Origin of the sequence: Pseudomonas sp. R37(2017) (genome assembly GCF_002113375.1) — a bacterium.
Taxonomy (GTDB): Bacteria; Pseudomonadota; Gammaproteobacteria; order Pseudomonadales; family Pseudomonadaceae; genus Aquipseudomonas.
Genome location: NZ_NEHO01000013.1, coordinates 86,249 through 102,235 on the forward strand (window position 1 = coordinate 86,249; position 15,987 = coordinate 102,235).

At 55.2% G+C, this 15,987-nt stretch carries 12 protein-coding genes and 1 pseudogene; 6 read left to right on the forward strand and 7 right to left on the reverse strand.

The genetic code is table 11. From position 1 onward, the window contains the following. Positions 1-2: 2 nt before the first annotated feature. The 7 genes from CAG47_RS20110 to CAG47_RS20140 form a co-directional block, all read right to left on the reverse strand. Positions 3-1,151 carry an AraC family transcriptional regulator gene (locus CAG47_RS20110; RefSeq protein WP_143515892.1) on the reverse strand — a complete coding sequence of 383 codons (1,149 nt, stop codon included), beginning with the start codon at positions 1,149-1,151 and terminating at the stop codon, positions 3-5. A 162-nt stretch (positions 1,152-1,313) separates the two neighbouring features. Beyond that, positions 1,314-2,075 carry an SDR family NAD(P)-dependent oxidoreductase gene (locus CAG47_RS20115; RefSeq protein WP_085726601.1) on the reverse strand — a complete coding sequence of 254 codons (762 nt, stop codon included), beginning with the start codon at positions 2,073-2,075 and terminating at the stop codon, positions 1,314-1,316. A gap of 35 nt (positions 2,076-2,110) precedes the next feature. Continuing rightward, a complete protein-coding gene (locus tag CAG47_RS20120) occupies positions 2,111-2,854 on the reverse strand; it encodes an SDR family oxidoreductase (RefSeq protein WP_085726603.1) in 744 nt (247 codons plus the stop codon). Next, on the reverse strand, positions 2,844-3,548 hold the full coding sequence (locus CAG47_RS20125; RefSeq protein WP_085726605.1) for a type 1 glutamine amidotransferase domain-containing protein: 705 nt from the start codon (positions 3,546-3,548) through the stop codon (positions 2,844-2,846). The genes CAG47_RS20120 and CAG47_RS20125 overlap by 11 nt, the downstream gene beginning before the upstream one ends. A 65-nt stretch (positions 3,549-3,613) precedes the next feature. Further along, on the reverse strand, positions 3,614-4,057 hold the full coding sequence (locus CAG47_RS20130; protein ID WP_085726607.1) for a cupin domain-containing protein: 444 nt from the start codon (positions 4,055-4,057) through the stop codon (positions 3,614-3,616). A gap of 181 nt (positions 4,058-4,238) precedes the next feature. After that, positions 4,239-5,135 carry an alpha/beta hydrolase gene (locus CAG47_RS20135; protein ID WP_085726609.1) on the reverse strand — a complete coding sequence of 299 codons (897 nt, stop codon included), beginning with the start codon at positions 5,133-5,135 and terminating at the stop codon, positions 4,239-4,241. 12 nt (positions 5,136-5,147) lie between these two features. Further along, entirely contained in the window at positions 5,148-6,020 is an 873-nt protein-coding gene (locus CAG47_RS20140) for a phytanoyl-CoA dioxygenase family protein (RefSeq protein ID WP_085726611.1), read from the reverse strand. Positions 6,021-6,351: 331 nt separating this feature from the next. On the opposite strand from CAG47_RS20140, the pseudogene putA reads away from it, so the two are divergent. From putA to CAG47_RS20170, 6 genes and pseudogenes are all read left to right on the forward strand, one after another. Further along, positions 6,352-10,038, forward strand: a pseudogene (gene putA / locus CAG47_RS20145) (trifunctional transcriptional regulator/proline dehydrogenase/L-glutamate gamma-semialdehyde dehydrogenase); the annotation flags it as partial. A gap of 296 nt (positions 10,039-10,334) precedes the next feature. Next, positions 10,335-11,213, forward strand: a complete 879-nt coding sequence (locus CAG47_RS20150) for an NAD(P)-binding domain-containing protein (RefSeq protein WP_085726616.1) — start codon at positions 10,335-10,337, stop codon at positions 11,211-11,213. 399 nt (positions 11,214-11,612) lie between these two features. Beyond that, complete coding sequence (locus tag CAG47_RS28260; protein ID WP_143515893.1) at positions 11,613-11,825, forward strand: hypothetical protein; 213 nt, start codon at positions 11,613-11,615, stop codon at positions 11,823-11,825. A 10-nt stretch (positions 11,826-11,835) separates the two neighbouring features. Continuing rightward, on the forward strand, positions 11,836-13,344 hold the full coding sequence (locus CAG47_RS20160; protein ID WP_085726621.1) for a cytosine permease: 1,509 nt from the start codon (positions 11,836-11,838) through the stop codon (positions 13,342-13,344). A gap of 116 nt (positions 13,345-13,460) precedes the next feature. Beyond that, a complete protein-coding gene (locus tag CAG47_RS20165) occupies positions 13,461-14,243 on the forward strand; it encodes an acetoacetate decarboxylase family protein (RefSeq protein ID WP_085726623.1) in 783 nt (260 codons plus the stop codon). Positions 14,244-14,703: 460 nt separating this feature from the next. Beyond that, positions 14,704-15,987, forward strand: coding sequence for an OprD family porin (locus tag CAG47_RS20170; protein WP_143515897.1), 1,284 nt, complete (start codon positions 14,704-14,706; stop codon positions 15,985-15,987).

Sequence of the window (15,987 nt, forward strand, 5' to 3'; positions counted from 1 at the left end):
ACTCAGCGCGGTGCTTTATTGGCAGTTCGCCCTACTGTCTGAGACGGTAATTCTCCAAAGAAATCTTGATAATATCTTGAGAACCGCCCCAGGTGACTGAACCCCGCATCCAATGCCGCCCCTTGTATCTTGTCATTGGGGGAAAGCAACAACAGCTTGCGAGCGATATTTAAACGTACCGTGCGAATGTAATTTAACGGTGACATGCCCATTATTGATTCAAAACTGTACTGAAGAGTGCGACGACTAACCTTGAGATGATTACACATCTCCAACACACCGAATTCTTCATTCGAGAAGTTCTCAAACAGCAGTTCACAACTCCTATCCACTATATAGGCACGCGTACTAGGAGGTAGAACTTGCAGTCTGGCGTCAGTTTCACTTAGCGCCACATCATTGACAGACGCCATTAAACGCAAAATCTCAGACTGCCCAACGTCAAAGCCTTGATGACCTATAAAATTCTGCAGTATCGTTTTCTGGAAATCCAAAACCGAACCCTGAGTTGGCGTTATAAATTTTTCAAACGCACCCTTCAGAGCCAACATTTTGGTGTCAGTGAGATGCTCGTAAAAAAAATCCCGATCCAAGGTAACTATGTAAGCACAGATGGTACTTTTTGAGACTGCATGGATGGGTTTGCCGGACGAAAAGTGAAAGCTCCCGGAGTTCACGTATCTACCATTTAGAAGAATATCGTTATCTCCATGGATGTTTATCAACATGATCTTGTCAGACGGAACATAGCCGATCTGCTCAACCAATGGCGTATCAATAATCTCCTTGGTGATACGCACGTGCTTGTCCAACAGGACATCGGTCAAGGAGCCGTGAAATCGCGCCTTTTTCTCCAACTGGTGATAGCGATTATCGAGCCATTGGTCCAGGCCGTTAGCATGCTCACATACATCGTTGGAGACCGAAACACGTACAGGGGAAGAGCCAGCAGCATTCATGATCGTTCTTTTTCCACGCACAGAACCAATAAGTTTAACCAGCAATATACATGCCGGCTCACCTTCTTTCGCTAATGGAAATCCACCACAAAAAGGTCTGATGATTAAACACAATAATAAGTGAATTTTCAGTTCGAGAGCGATGAATCTACGGATAACGAGATAACAATCATGACGAAAATGCAGGAGCAACAGTAAATCAATAACAATTTGGAATATTCATCGTACGTTCCCGCGATACCTATCGCGAGCCAAAACGCACCGAAATGAGCCGGAGCATAAAGTTGTTACTGCTGCGTTACCGTTCACCACAAAAAAAGGCGCTAATGGCGCCCTCTTCTGACCACTGAAAATTTATTCGAAATGACCGGCTGTCACGCCGCCATCAATCGAATAAATGATTCCGTTGGTATATGCAGCATCATTGGAAGAAAGATGATGAATTACTTTTCCAACTTCATCCGGGGCAGCGAATCGCCCAAGAGGCACTTCCTTCATATACGAGAGTTTTTCCTCCTCGGGATTAGCCGCCTCGGCAAACAGTTGATCCATCATCCGGGTCTGCACGAAGCCGGGGCACACTGCATTGGAACGAATGCCGAACTTACCGTAGTCCAGAGCCAAACACCGAACCAGACCGATGACGCCATGTTTGGAGGCGCAATAAGCTGCATATCCCGAAGCACCGCGAACACCTGCGTCCGAACTGACTGCCACGAAGCTGCCGTGCTTCTGCTCCATAAAGATATCCATGGCGCTTTTTGCCAGCAGGTAGGTGCCGTTCAAATTGACGGATATTTGCAGATCCCATTCACTTCGCGGCATCTGATCAATTCGTCCTGTACGAGCTACACCCGCACAGGAAACAATTGCCGACAGCCAGCCAAAACGCTCTTTGGCACCGGAGACCAAGGCACTGACTTCCAATTCGTTCGCGACATCTACAACATTAAAGTCGAAGGTACCGCCTATGGCCTTGATTTGCTCGGCGGTTTTCACCAGCCCCGCCCTATCCCGGTCAGCACCCACTACCGCGTAACCTCGCTGAGCAAAGACAAGCGCCGTGGCTTGTCCAATACCGGACGCCGCGCCTGAAATGACCGCTACGTTTTTCATGATTCTCTCCAACTGCTGGCCCAGCTGTTTTCACTTTACTGAGCGAGAAAACCGCCATCGATTATGAACTCGGCACCGGTAGCAAACTTCGATTCATCCGACGCGAGGAACAGCGCCATGTTGGCTATATCCATTGGCTCTCCTACATGCCCGATGGGATGCAGCTTGCCCAGCCGTGCCAGCTCTACTGGATCATCCCCAATCATTGGAGTTTTGATGTAGCCAGGGTGAATGCTGTTGACCCTGACCTTGTACCCCTTTCGACCGGCGTGGAGCGCGGCGGACTTGGTCAGGTTGCGCACACCAGCCTTGCCAGCGCTGTATGCCGCATAAGTATCGATACCAACGATACCCTCGATGGAGGACAAGTTGATGATGGAGCCACCCTGCTCCCTGAGGGCTTTCATGCCGTGCTTGGTGCCGAGGAAAGTACCATTGAGGTTGACGTCGAGCTCACGCTTCCAGTCTTCGAAGCTGACCTCTTCAACATTGCCTGGAATGGCGATGCCAGCACTGTTCATGACAACATCTACCTTGCCGAAGTGGGCATTGGCTTGCTTGAAGAGATCGATCCAGTTCGTCTCATCGCGCACATCAAGACGTACGAACATTGCATCACTGCCAGTCTCGACGATCTGCGCGACGATCGATTGGGCAGCTTGTTCGTTGATGTCGCCGAGTACGAGCCTGGCACCCTCTTGAGCAAAGCGAATTGCAGTCGCTTTTCCAAGGCCCGAACAAGCACCGGAGATAACAGCTACTTTCCCTTCAAGGCGCATGGAGAAACTCCTTGTTTTTATTGATTTGTGCGAGGACTTTCATTGCAACTGCTGCAGACGAGGCCGGGTTCTGGCCGGTGATAACCAGCCCGTCCTGAACGCAGTGGTCGTCCCAGTCCGACGTCTTGGTGTAGTGCGCACCACGCTCCTTCAGATCTGTCTCCACCAGGTAAGGGACATGCTCAACCATGGCCACAGCAGCCTCCTCACTGTCACTGAACGCAGTCACATTGAGTCCATTGACGAGCAGGCTGCCGTCGCCTTTTTTCACTTCAAGAAGTGCACAGCCGGCATGACAGATCGTGGCAACAGGTTTTTCACGGGCCAGCAATGTCTCAATCAGGCGGATCGACGCCGGGTCGTGACGCAGATCCCAGAGAGGGCCATGGCCACCCGGATAAATCGCGCCTGTTACGCTCGCAGCATCCACGCGGGAGAGCTCGACAGTGCTCTCCAGGGCGTGATGCAGTTCCGCATCTTTTACGAAGCGAGCATAGATCTCGCTGTCCTTGATGGCGTCGATCGAGGCCGGATCGATTGGAGCAATACCGCCCTTCGGGGTAGCCAACAGAACTGGCTGACCGGCATCTATCAATGCGTAATAGGGCACCAGGAACTCTTCAAGCCACAAGCCAGTGCTACGGCCTGTATCACCGAGCACAGTGTGGGAAGTCAGTACGAATGCAACGCTCATGTTTCAACCTCAAGTAGTGGGGAACGGACAGAAGACAATGGTGGGTAAATGCCCACGTTGTCCTGTTACCGGGTCTGCTGATTCCACAGATTCTGGGCGTCGAACCACGTCTGGTTTAATTGAGTGCCGTCTTCGAGCAGCCAAGTGATCGGCCCGACCATCTGGAGGATGAAGGTGGTATCTGCCAGCATTTTGGTTTCTTCATGCTCGGCGCCGGTCGCTTCGTACAGATAGCCATCCTTGATACACAGAGCGCCGCCTTTTTCGGGGCCACCACGCAGTTCCAGGATGCCGTCGAAGACGTAGCCTTCGGCTGGCCCATGATGGATGTGGGAACGCAGGATCGATTGGTTCGGGCAAAAGAACATCACTGTCCAGATGCCGAACTCAGGAGAAACGTGCAGCAGTTTCCATTTGACTCCGCCGGTATGGAATTGCTCTGGGAAGTCTTGCCATTGGACTTCGTTGACTTGGACGTATGCGTCTTGTGGTTTTTGGACTTGCATCATCAGGCCTCGCTGAGGTCGTACATGGAATTGCTGATGACCTCAAGCTAACACCCACTTTTGATGGCCCCTATCCGGTTTTGGCAACCCATTCATCAGCATGAACTTGATTCTGAGGGGCGAAAAAAACCGGCAGTCCTCACGCTTGAGCACTGCCGGCAAACCAATCAAACGGAACCTGCCGTTAAGGTTGCAAATGCGTTGAGAACCACTCGATAGCGCACTGCGAAGACTTGTCGAAGCCCGAAAGATAAGGGTCGAAGTGACCGCCATCCAGAAGCTCCAGATGTTTGGGCTGCAGCGCTTGCTCGTAAGCCTTCAACGCGAGGTCTGTCACCGTCAATGCATCCTGTTTTGCCACAAGCATCAGTAGAGGAGTAGGACTGATCCGCTCGATGACACTGCCCGGCTCGTACTCATTGAGCATCTCTATGCTCCGCAGCGTCACCTCGTTCCGCCAGGCGGGCGCCCTCTCCTTCTGGCTGCCCACGAAGAAGTCATAAGAGTCCTTGCCAGGCAGGGCGCAGTCACTCTTCGGATCTTCGTTGACTACTTCTACCAGCACAGGGTCTGCACCTTGATACCTGGCTGCTCGATCCTCCTCGAAGGCCGCAAAGAGACCTGGCAGCAAGTCAGGGCGAACGGCCAAGCGAAGATCCATCGAACCACTGATATCAGGAACCTGGGCAACCACGCATTTCACCCGTCGATCGAATGCGGCGACCTGCAACACATGCCCGCCGCTGTAGCTTGAGCCCCACACACCGATCCTCGCGGGATCAATCTGAGGCAGCGTGGCGGCGAACGAAATTGCATCGCGATAGTCACGGATTTGCAGGACAGGATCGACTTCCTGCCTTGGCGTACCCTCGCTTGCTCCAAAATTGCGGTTGTCGTAGATCAAGACCACAAAGCCGGCGTCCGCGAAAGCCTCGCCATATTTATCCAGATATTGCTCTTTGACAGCCGTGAAGCCGTGAGCCATCACGATGGCCGGGCAGCGCCCCTGGGTAGGTGGTGTGAAGAGCCATCCCGCCAGTGTCAGGCCATCCTGGGACTTGAACGTGATATCGGTACGCATCTGGAGAACTCCTTACAAGATGTCTTCAGCTTTGGTGTTCAGGACATCCGAGGCCACCAGATAGTGCGGATCACGCATCTCGATCCAACCGCAGAAGGGAGGATTGGTACTCCAGCCCAGCATGCGCTGGATTCGCTCTGGATACTCGCGAACACGGTCACGAGGAACCGCAATGTAAGCGTTCTCTTCTTGGCGCAGGTAGCCCAGCACCAAGGTGGTTGCGATGGCAGTACGAGGACGGTCAACGGTCGTGTTCTGACCGCCGCCGTGATAAGTCGAGCCCAGGTAGATCAACCCGTCTCCAGGATTCATCTCTGCCGGTACGGATTCTTCATAGGTAGGGGCGCGGTCGTCATCCCATTTGTGGCTACCAGGAATAACTCGAGTGGCTCCGTTTGCTTCGCTGTATTCGCTAAGCGCGTAGAGCACCTGGACTTGGCTGTCTGGCCCCGGGTGACGACGGTGGTGAGCGATATCATCGCGATGAAGGGGCTGCAGGCCCTGGCCCGGCAGAATCATGATCGCCTGAGTCAATGAGACCTGCAGAGCAGGCAACGACTCATACTGCTGGTCGTTCAGCCAATATTTGAAAGGCTTGCACAGCCAGCGCTCAGCGGATCCGTAGAAATGCGGCTGGGCAACCAGATCCTGCATGTGCTTTGAGCGGCTAAACAAGCCAGATACGCGACGAGTTTGATTGCCGACGAAATAGCCTTCGCCATTCGGAGTGACGTCCAACTCGCCTTGCAGATCAGCCCAGAGGCCGTCGAGAGTGGATTGCTGGAGCATGTTCTCGACAATGCAACCACCGTCACGTTCAAAGCATTCCAACACGTCATCGATAGTCGCCGTGCCGGGCAGTTTTGTCAGACCTTTCTTGTTCATGAGTCGGTACTCCGGGAAAACGGTTTCGACTCAGTTATACAAGCCCTTCTCCGCAGCCCTTAGCCAGAATCGGCAACCCATGACCGATTGGTGAATTGCGCGTCGGATTGCCAATTCTGGCTACGAACATACACGCCAGTTGAGTAGCTTCCTCCAAGGGCCAATGGATCGGCCACTCCTCCTTCTCGCAAAAAAGGAGGTCATGGCCGGCGTATAGCCTGCTCCATTTCAGTAACTGCCCAGCCTTGCCAGAGGTGATCAATTGAGCATGCCCCAACGCGACCCAGTCTCTGCCTCCACTCAGCCCCCGATGTGCCAACGGGCTACGCGCCGTGCGTGCCTATACACCCCGATTACGTCCGCCTATCGGCTGGATGAGTCCGCGGCAGTGGGCAACCTGTTGTCCCAGACGCAGTATCTCGAAGCGAGCCGAACGGAAACTTACAACCTGGCTCACCGCATTGCCACCGCCCTTCGGAATCAAAAAGCCTCCGGTGGCAAGTCCGGCGTAGTGCAGGAACTCCTTCAGGAGTTCTCGTTGTCCTCCAAAGAAGGCATCGCACTGATGTGCCTGGCAGAAGCACTGCTGCGAATCCCCGATAACAAAACTCGGGATGCGCTTATCCGCGATAAGGTCGCAGCAGGCGACTGGCAATTGCATACCGGCAACGGCTCTTCCTTGTTCGTCAACGCCGCATCCTGGGGATTGCTGATTACCGGGCGCCTGACAGCTACCCGCAACGAAGCGGGCTTGGGCTCAACGCTCACCCGGCTCATTGCCAAAGGCGGCGAGCCCCTGATTCGCAAAGGTGTGGACATGGCCATGCGTGTCATGGGGGGCCAGTTCGTCACTGGCGAGACTATTTCCGAGGCTCTCAGAAACGCTGAGCATCTGGAAAAAGAAGGATTCCGCCACTCCTACGACATGCTCGGCGAAGCAGCCCTTACCGAAGAAGATGCTGTTCGTTATCTCAAATCATATGAAGACGCTATTCATGCGATTGGCAAACGGTCGGCGGGGCGTGGCATCTACGAAGGGCCAGGCATCTCGATCAAACTGTCTGCGCTTCACCCACGATACAGCCGGGCGAAAATCGACCGCGTTGCAGGCGAGCTTTACCCGCGTCTTCTGTCGCTGGTCTTGCTCGCACGGCACTACGACGTTGGCCTGAACATCGACGCAGAAGAAGCTGACCGGCTCGAAATTTCTCTCGAGCTGCTTGAACGCCTGTGCAACGAACCTCGGCTCGCTGGCTGGAACGGTATCGGCTTCGTCATCCAGGCTTATCAAAAACGCTGCCCTTTCGTCATCGATCTGGTCATCGACATTGCCCGCAACACCCAACATCGCCTCATGATCCGTCTGGTCAAGGGCGCGTACTGGGACAGCGAGATCAAGCGCGCTCAGGTTGATGGACTGGAAGACTATCCGGTTTACACCCGGAAAGCTCACACCGACCTGGCCTACCTGGTCTGCGCCAAAAAACTGCTCGACGCACCCGATGCGATCTATCCCCAATTCGCCACACACAATGCGCACTCGCTGGCTGCGATCTACAAAATGGCCGGCAGCAACTACTTCCCCGGGCAGTACGAGTTCCAGTGCCTCCATGGCATGGGTGAGCCTTTGTATCGCCAAGTGGTAGGCCCAGTTGCGCAAGGGAAGCTGAATCGTCCATGCCGAATCTACGCCCCGGTTGGCTCACACGAGACGCTCCTCGCCTACCTGGTTCGCCGGCTTCTGGAGAACGGTGCCAATACCTCGTTCGTGAACCGTATTGCCGATCAGAGTCTCACCGTCGACTCCTTGATCGAGGAGCCAATCGAGACCATTCGTAAAGCAGCTGCTGCAGAAGGAATCACCGGCCTTGCGCACCCGCAGATTGGTCTTCCGGCTGCGATGTTCGGTCAACACCGCGAAAACTCCCACGGACTGGATCTCAGCAACGAGTTCGTGCTGACCCAGCTCGAAGAGAGTCGCATCGCAGCCGAGGAGCAAATCTGGACGGCAGGCCCTGTCATCAACGGCGAGCGGCGCAGTATGGCGAATCGCTCAGTCTTCAACCCCTCCAATGGGCAGACAATCATTGGCCAGGTGGCTGACGCTGGGGAGGCTGAAGTCAACGAGGCTGTCACTGCCGCCGTTGAGTCTTTCAGTACCTGGCCGACGGTTTCGCCGACGATGCGTGCTGAAATCCTGTACAGAGCAGCCGACTTGATGGAGGCAGAGATGGTGTCCTTGATCGGCCTGCTGACCAGGGAGGCGGGTAAAACCTACGCCAACGCCATCGCTGAGGTGCGCGAGGCGGTCGACTTCCTGCGCTTTTACAGCACCCAGGTCGAGGAAGGCTTTACAAACGATCAACACCAGCCCCTGGGCCCGATTGTTTGCATCAGCCCGTGGAACTTCCCGCTGGCAATCTTCACAGGTCAAGTCGCAGCCGCGTTGGCCACAGGTAACACCGTACTGGCCAAGCCAGCAGAGCAGACACCCTTGATAGCATGCCGGGCCGTCCGGATTCTCCATGAAGCAGGCGTCCCGGGTGCGGCACTACATTTGTTGCCTGGTCGAGGCGAACTGACCGGCACAGCACTGATTGCGGATCGTCGAATCAAAGGTGTGATGTTCACCGGCTCGACTGAAGTTGCGAAACTGATTGCTGCCCAGGTCGCCGGTCGAATCGACGCATTGGGGCAGTTCATCCCCCTGATCGCAGAAACGGGTGGTCAGAACGCGATGTTGGTGGACTCCTCAGCTCTTCCCGAGCAGGTCGTCAATGATGTGGTTGCATCTGCCTTCGACAGCGCCGGTCAACGCTGCTCAGCCCTGAGGATTCTTTGTGTTCAGGAAGACGTTGCTGACAACGTCATTCACATGTTGAAAGGAGCGATGAGCGAACTGTCGATTGGCGATCCGAGCCTGCTATCCACCGATATCGGCCCCGTAATTGATGAGCAAGCCAAACAGATCATCGTCAACCACATCGTGAAACTTGGCGCCGAGGGATGCTCCGTTTTCCAGGCTGTCCCACAGCTGGCACTGGATCGACGCGGGGGCTCCTTCGTTGCGCCAACCCTGATTGAGCTCCATCAGCTTTCCCAACTCGAACGGGAGGTTTTTGGCCCTGTTCTTCACGTTGTGCGTTACGCCCGGAAGGATCTGACATCGCTACTTCGCCAGATTAACGAGCTGGGCTATGGGCTAACCATGGGCCTGCATACGCGGATCGACGAAACCATCAACCAGGTCATCGATCTGGCCAAGGTCGGCAACCTGTACGTCAACCGCAACATCGTAGGTGCCGTGGTCGGAGTTCAACCTTTCGGCGGCGAGCGCCTTTCGGGTACAGGCCCCAAGGCAGGCGGCCCACTCTACACCTTCCGTCTGCTCTCGAAGAGGCCTTCGGTGGCTCCATACGCTGGCCTCAAGGCTTCGAGCATTGCAGTTGCGGTAGATGAGTCTGTGCGAAATCGCTTTGTTGCTGAGTTGGGACATCTGCAAAGCTGGGGAGTCAAGCACGGCCATAGCCAACTCACAACGATTTGTCAGAGCTACGCGAGAGCCACTCCGAGCGGTGTGACCTGTACGCTGCCGGGCCCGACTGGGGAACGTAACCTCTACTCTGTACTTCCACACGAACTTGTACTTTGTCATGCCCAGTCCGAGCAGGATTTGGTAACACAGCTGGCCGCTACCGTCGCAGTCGGCAGCAACGCACTGGTACCACGCCGGTTCCAACCCGTAGTGGACTCGCTGCCCAAGAGCCTTCGTGATCGCGTAACCACATTTGAGCAATGGCAAAACTTCCACTTCGATGCGGTGATCTATCACGGTCAACGCGCCGAGGCAGAAGAAATGGCGCAGCAGGTGATCAGGGATCGGGACGAGATCATTTCCGTGATCTACCTGCCCACCGCAAGCATCGACATACCACTGGAACGCCTGGTTCTGGAGCGCTCCATCAGCATCAACACCACGGCTGCAGGCGGCAACGCCAGCCTGATGACTATCGACTGATCTACGCCCGTGCTTGGGCGCCCTGGGGGTGCTTTTTTTGGGTATCTCCAGCATGAAGTTTATGTCCGTTCAGCCGATCCTCGTGTTCCAAGCGGGATGCGCAAAAGGCTCCTCCAAGAGCGTTTTTCGTTTTTTGATGGCTGCGTCGCAACGCGTAGCGGCGTTGCCGAAATTGGCTAGGGTGCTTTGCAGGGCGCTCTGATAATCGACTCGAAACTCGACGACTCAAACCCGGCCAGGAATGCTTTGTTCAAGGCCAGGTTAAAGCCAAAACCTAATAATCAGAGGCTAATAAAATGAGCAAAACAGTCACCGTCATCGGCACCGGCCTCATGGGTTCCGCCTTCGTCAACACCCTGCTCAAAGCCGGTACCAAAGTCACCGTGTGGGACGGTCGCCCTCAAGCAACTGCAGGTGTCGTTGCCAATGGCGCAGCACTGGCCCCCTCATTCGCTGAAGCAGTGAATGCCAGCGAGGTGGTGCTTTCGATTATCAGCAGTGCCTCGGGTGGCATCGCTCTGTTCAAAGAGCACGCTGGCAAGCTCGATCTGAGCAATCGGTACGTGATCAACCTGAGTTCCTCCATGCCGGAAGACGGCGAAGCGTTCCGTTCAGTCGTTGAAGGCAACGGCGGCAAGTTCATCAACGCCGCTATCACGTCCTACCCAGACCTGATCGGTGGCCCGTACACCATCGTTCAGTACTCGGGTAATCCAGATGTATGGGCTGGAGTCGAATCCACCATGAAGCCGATAGCCCCTCAAGCCACCCTCTACACCGGTGAAGACCTGGCTGTTCCCAGCACCGTCGACGCGGCAATGACCGGTAGTTTCTATGCAGTAGGCCTGGCCGGCTTCCTGGAAGCAGCTGCCTACGCGAAAACTCATGGCGTCAACGCCAGTCAGCTGGGCGACTTCGCTGACAAGTGCATCGACCTGCTGCGCTACAAGGTGCAGAAAAGCATCAAGGAGATCGAGGCCAACGACTTCACCACCATCCAGGCGACCGTGGACGTCTACCTTGATGCCGTCATCCAATGGCGCGACGCCCTGCGTGCTTCGGGCCTGCGTGCAAGCCTGATCGGCGCTGTGGCAGACGACTTGACCGAGACCCGGAAAGCCGGTCACGGCAACCTGGGCTTCTGCGCCCAGTATCTGGTCGCCAAAAACCAGTAATTTGTATTGCTCAAGCCTCGGCGCGCTCCCGTAGCGCATCGGGGCTTTTTTTGGTTCTTCACGCAATCCCGCAAAACACAGAAACAAGAACACCGATCTGGCTCCACTCAGACCGCTCAATCGCCCACACACCCCTTGAATCCCTTGTACTAGAGCTACTCGATCAGGGTTGCCGATTCTGGATAAAGGAGCGACGAAGGTGGGTGTAGCCTAGATCACAAGGCCAGGAGCTGAATATCCAAAGCCTCGTCCTGATCTTGAAAGCCATGTGCAATCAAGAGAGGACTTTTTAAATGGGAAGAGGGACTGTAATTGCTGGTCCCTGCTCCATTGAGTTGCTGCCTCTCTATAACAAACACTACTGGCATCCCTACGTGAGTTGCCTGGAAGAGGGTCAAAATGAGCAAAACCGAAGTCGATATCAGCTCAGGGATGATGCTGACCAGCCAAAGCTTGAACCAGGATTTGGTTCGCCAACTGAATGCTTTGTCTAGCGAAGAACACACCTCCTCCGATTGCTGGAGGCCGGCGCGCCCGATGATAGTTGAGTCCAGTCTCTGGATTCTGATCGCAGCGATCCTCTGGATCGGCATCTTGATGCTTGTCGTATAGGAGGCCAGCCATGACCAACGCCAATATTGACTTCAAAAACCACGTGGAGCAGGAAGCCCTTGCAGGCCGGCTGCCCGTACTCGGCCGTGATCGCGTGTACAAGACGTATGGATCTTTTCTCTGGACATGCTGCGCCTTCAGCGCTGCCACTTGGGCGTTTCTCATTGGCAGCTATTTGCCCTATGTCGGTGACTGGCGTCTCGGCGTGATGGGCTACGTAATTGGCTTGATGATTGGTATGGCCATCGTCACCCTCGCATCAGGAGCGCCCAGCCACAAATACGGCACAGACGTCATCGATAATGCTAAGTCGTCGTTTGGCTACAGAGGGATTATCGTTCCGATGTTTGGACTGCTTGCCACCCTGGTAGGTTGGTCGTATGTCGTCGAGGCTCTGACTGCTCGCGGCGCCGCCAATATAGCGGCAACAATTACAGGTACCGAGGTGACAGGGACATCACATGAACACCTGGTCATCGGCGTTGCCTTGGCCGCCTTGGTGCTGGTATGGGTGATTGCGAGCAAAGGGCCTAAGCTCTTCGAACGCCTCAATGGCTACATTGGCCCACTGCACATGCTGATCACCTTGGTCATGCTGGGTATCCTGATCCACAGGTTCGGCCTGCAGCATCTCTGGAGGACCCAGTTGCCTGCAGACCAGATGCTGAGCAAGGACCCTGTCCAAGGGTTTGCCCTGGCTGTTGAGTTCGGGGTTTCGAATTCGATGACCTGGTGGCCGGTGATGGGCGGCCTGACCCGTCTCGTAGCGAAGCGCAAACACGTGGTAGGCCCATCGGTGGTTGGTGTAGGTGTATTGGGTGCTGCATTCGTTTCAAGCGTCGCCGCGCTGGCTGCCATCAGTGCCGGCACCTACGACCCCACGGTCTGGATGATTGCGGTGGGCGGCCCGGTATTCGGCTCCATTGTCATGGCGATCGTTCTGACGGCGAACATTGCGACCATGGTGGTCATGATCTATCTCGCAGGCGTCTCGGTACAGCAGATCAAGTTTCTTGCCCGATTGAAGTGGGAACTGTTGCTAGCCGTCCTGCTGTTGCCAGGCGTTTACTTCGCATTCAAAACCGAATGGTTGCTCTCGGTGGTGATGAGCTGGCTCTCGTACAACGGTGTCATGTTCGTCGGGATCACCGGCATCACGCTCGTCGATTACTTTATCTTGCGCCGCGAGCAAATCGACGTGACCAGCCTGTTCGCTCACAAGGGTGGCAAATACGAATTCTGGGGTGGCGTTAACTGGGTAGCGGTCATCATCACTATCGCAGCGACCTTTGGTTACCTCTGGCTATATAACCCAGTTACCGTTGCCATGGCTGAACCCTTCCGCTATCTCGGTGCCTCGCTGCCGGTCATTTTGATTTCCGGCGGCGCGTACTACCTGTGCGTGCGCCTGCTGATTTCTCCGATGCACAAAGGTGCCTACGATTCGACTTTGGCCGTAATCAGCCGGCCCAGTCTCAATGCTCATCAGGAAGCAGGCACGGTTCCAGTGAGCCTCTGATCCATTGATGAGGAGAGCCGTAGCGCTCTCCCATCTCCTTTCCCGAACAGCTATCCGCCACGCGTTCCTTCGAGCGCTCAGACTTTAGCGCCCGTAGAAAAACAAGGAGACATCCCATGGGGTTTATAAAAACAGCCGAAGAAGTCAAAGAAATCCAGAAGCTGCTTGCTGATGGAAAGTTCACCACTGAGGGTGTGACGGTTGAGTTCGAGACCACACCTGAGTTCGTACGCAGCGTACTGGCTCCATGCTTCGAGCCCGGCGACACGCCTACCGCCTATGTAAACATTTCGAAATGGCAAAGCGCGATGTGCGGCGAGTTCGATTGCGCCATTGTGTTCCTGAAGTGCCGATACAAAGAATACGAAGGCACCACCATGTTGTGGATCATCGTCAGCGGTGACATGCCTGTGAGTATCGGTCGCGAAATGTGGGGAGAGCCAAAGAAAACAGGTACCACCCAAGTGTATATGGACGGCCACCAATTCTATGGATTTGCTGAGCGTAACGGCCAACGCCTGATCGAGATTAGTGCCGAGTTTGGTGAAGACCAAGGCCCGGTCAGCTTCGAAGGCTTGGACTTCGAATTGAAAGCAAGCCCCCATGTCAAAGGCATTGGCCTGCAGGACAAGGTCATTCTCACTTGCATGAAAAACATGGAGAACTACCGCGTTCGCCGTGAGGGCATCGCCACGCTCAAGCTTACCGGCAACGAGTTCGACCCACTGGACACCATCCCGGTGGTGTCGGTTGGCAAGGCCTACTACTCGCAAGGTGAGTCTTCCTGGGTTGTGCCATGGTTCGACACCCTGGAAGACCCAGATGCCTACGTGCCGTTCATCTACGGCCAGAAGTTCGACGACTTCCGTCTGTTCCATAAGGCCAAGCGCTTTAAGTAGGAGTCGGCCCAGACGTGAGGCGCCCTGGGGTGCCTCACTTATTATTCCGCCTGGTCATCTCATTTGGCGCAAGCGAAGTCTTGAATTCTTGGGAGTCTTTTACAAACAAGTCAGAGGCCCATCATGAACATAAATCTGTGAACATTAGATTCCGCAAATTGTGGGAGATCCTGGTAATGATTGAGCAAAGTTCACTTATGAACAAATCACATCGGCCACTTGTTAAATCGTGTATGTTCGTGAGCGTGCCAGGCCACTGATTCATCAGTCCGTTTCTCCTCAGGTTTACCTCAGCACAACATTTCCAAATACGCACATTCGTACAATCGCACTGCTCCAGATGCCCATGAGAATCCCCATTCCCAAATGGAACGACTCGCTCATGCAGCCCGCATCGATAGTCTTCATTACCGCTCAAAGACACAGGAAGTTGACTCAACTTCGCGTCACTCACTGGCTTATGCTCATCGCCACCGCCAGCGGGACAGCCTTGGCCGGCGAGCCTGAAGCGCAAGGTTTTGTCGACGGTTCGACCCTCAACGTACTGGACCGGAATTTTTTCCTGCAAAGTGACTACCGATCCCCCTCTGCGGCGAAGCAAAACTACAAACAGGAATGGGCTCAGGGTTTTATCGTTTCGTCTGCCTCCGGTTTTACCCCCGGTACTCTCGGTTTCGGCGTCGATGCCCACGGTTTTCTCGGTGTGAAACTGGATGGCGGCAAGGGCCATGCCGGTACGGGCTTGCTGCCGCTGGATTCGGACGGCCGCAGTGAGAGTAACTACTCCAGCGCCGGTGGCGCGTTGAAAATGCGCACGTCAAGAACCACCCTGGCCTACGGTGAGATGACCGTGGAAACCCCGGTGTTCGACACCGGCGACAAACGCCTGCAACCGGAATACGCCACGGGTTTTCTGCTCGACAGTCACGAGTATGCCGACGTGCATGTCCAGGCTGGGCACTTCACTGCGTTCAAGAATCAGGATGCCACGACCAGCAAAGGTGACTTCACCGGCTATGGGGTGAGCACCGATACCGGCGGCATCGGTTTCCTCGGTGCCCAATTGTTCGAAGACCAGCCGTTGGGCGGCGCCCTGTACGCTTCCGAGTTGACCGAGACCTGGCGTCAGTACTACGCCAACCTGCATCTGAAGCAATCCGGGTTGTTGCTCGACGGCAATGTTTATCACACTCGGGATTACGGCGATGCCGTGGCCGGAGCGATCGATAACACCGCCTATAGCTTGTCGGGAAAATTTACCCTCGGTGCCCAGGGCTTCACCGTGGCTTATCAGAAAGTCCAGGGTGACACACCGTTCGACTTTGTCGGCGGCGACTCGATCTACCTCGCCAACTCAATCAAATACGCCGACTTCAATGGTCCCGGGGAAAGCTCGTGGCAGGCCCGCTATGACCTCGACCTGGCCACCTTCGGCATCCCCGGTTGGACGTTCATGACCCGCTATGTCAACGGACGCGACATTGACGGCACCCATGCCCCCCAAGGTGGCGGGTACAACCCGTTTGACCCGCAGACCGGCCAGTTCGTCCCGCAACAAGGGGACGGCGGACGGCACTGGGAGCGGGACATCGATCTGCACTACATCGTGCAATCGGGGCCGGCAAAGGACTTGTCCATGAAGCTGTCCCATGTGACCCATCGGGCCAATGCCGCCCAGGCCGGGGATGACATCGACAGGATTTACATCGTCATCGAGTACCCGCTGACCTTCGGGCATCTTTAA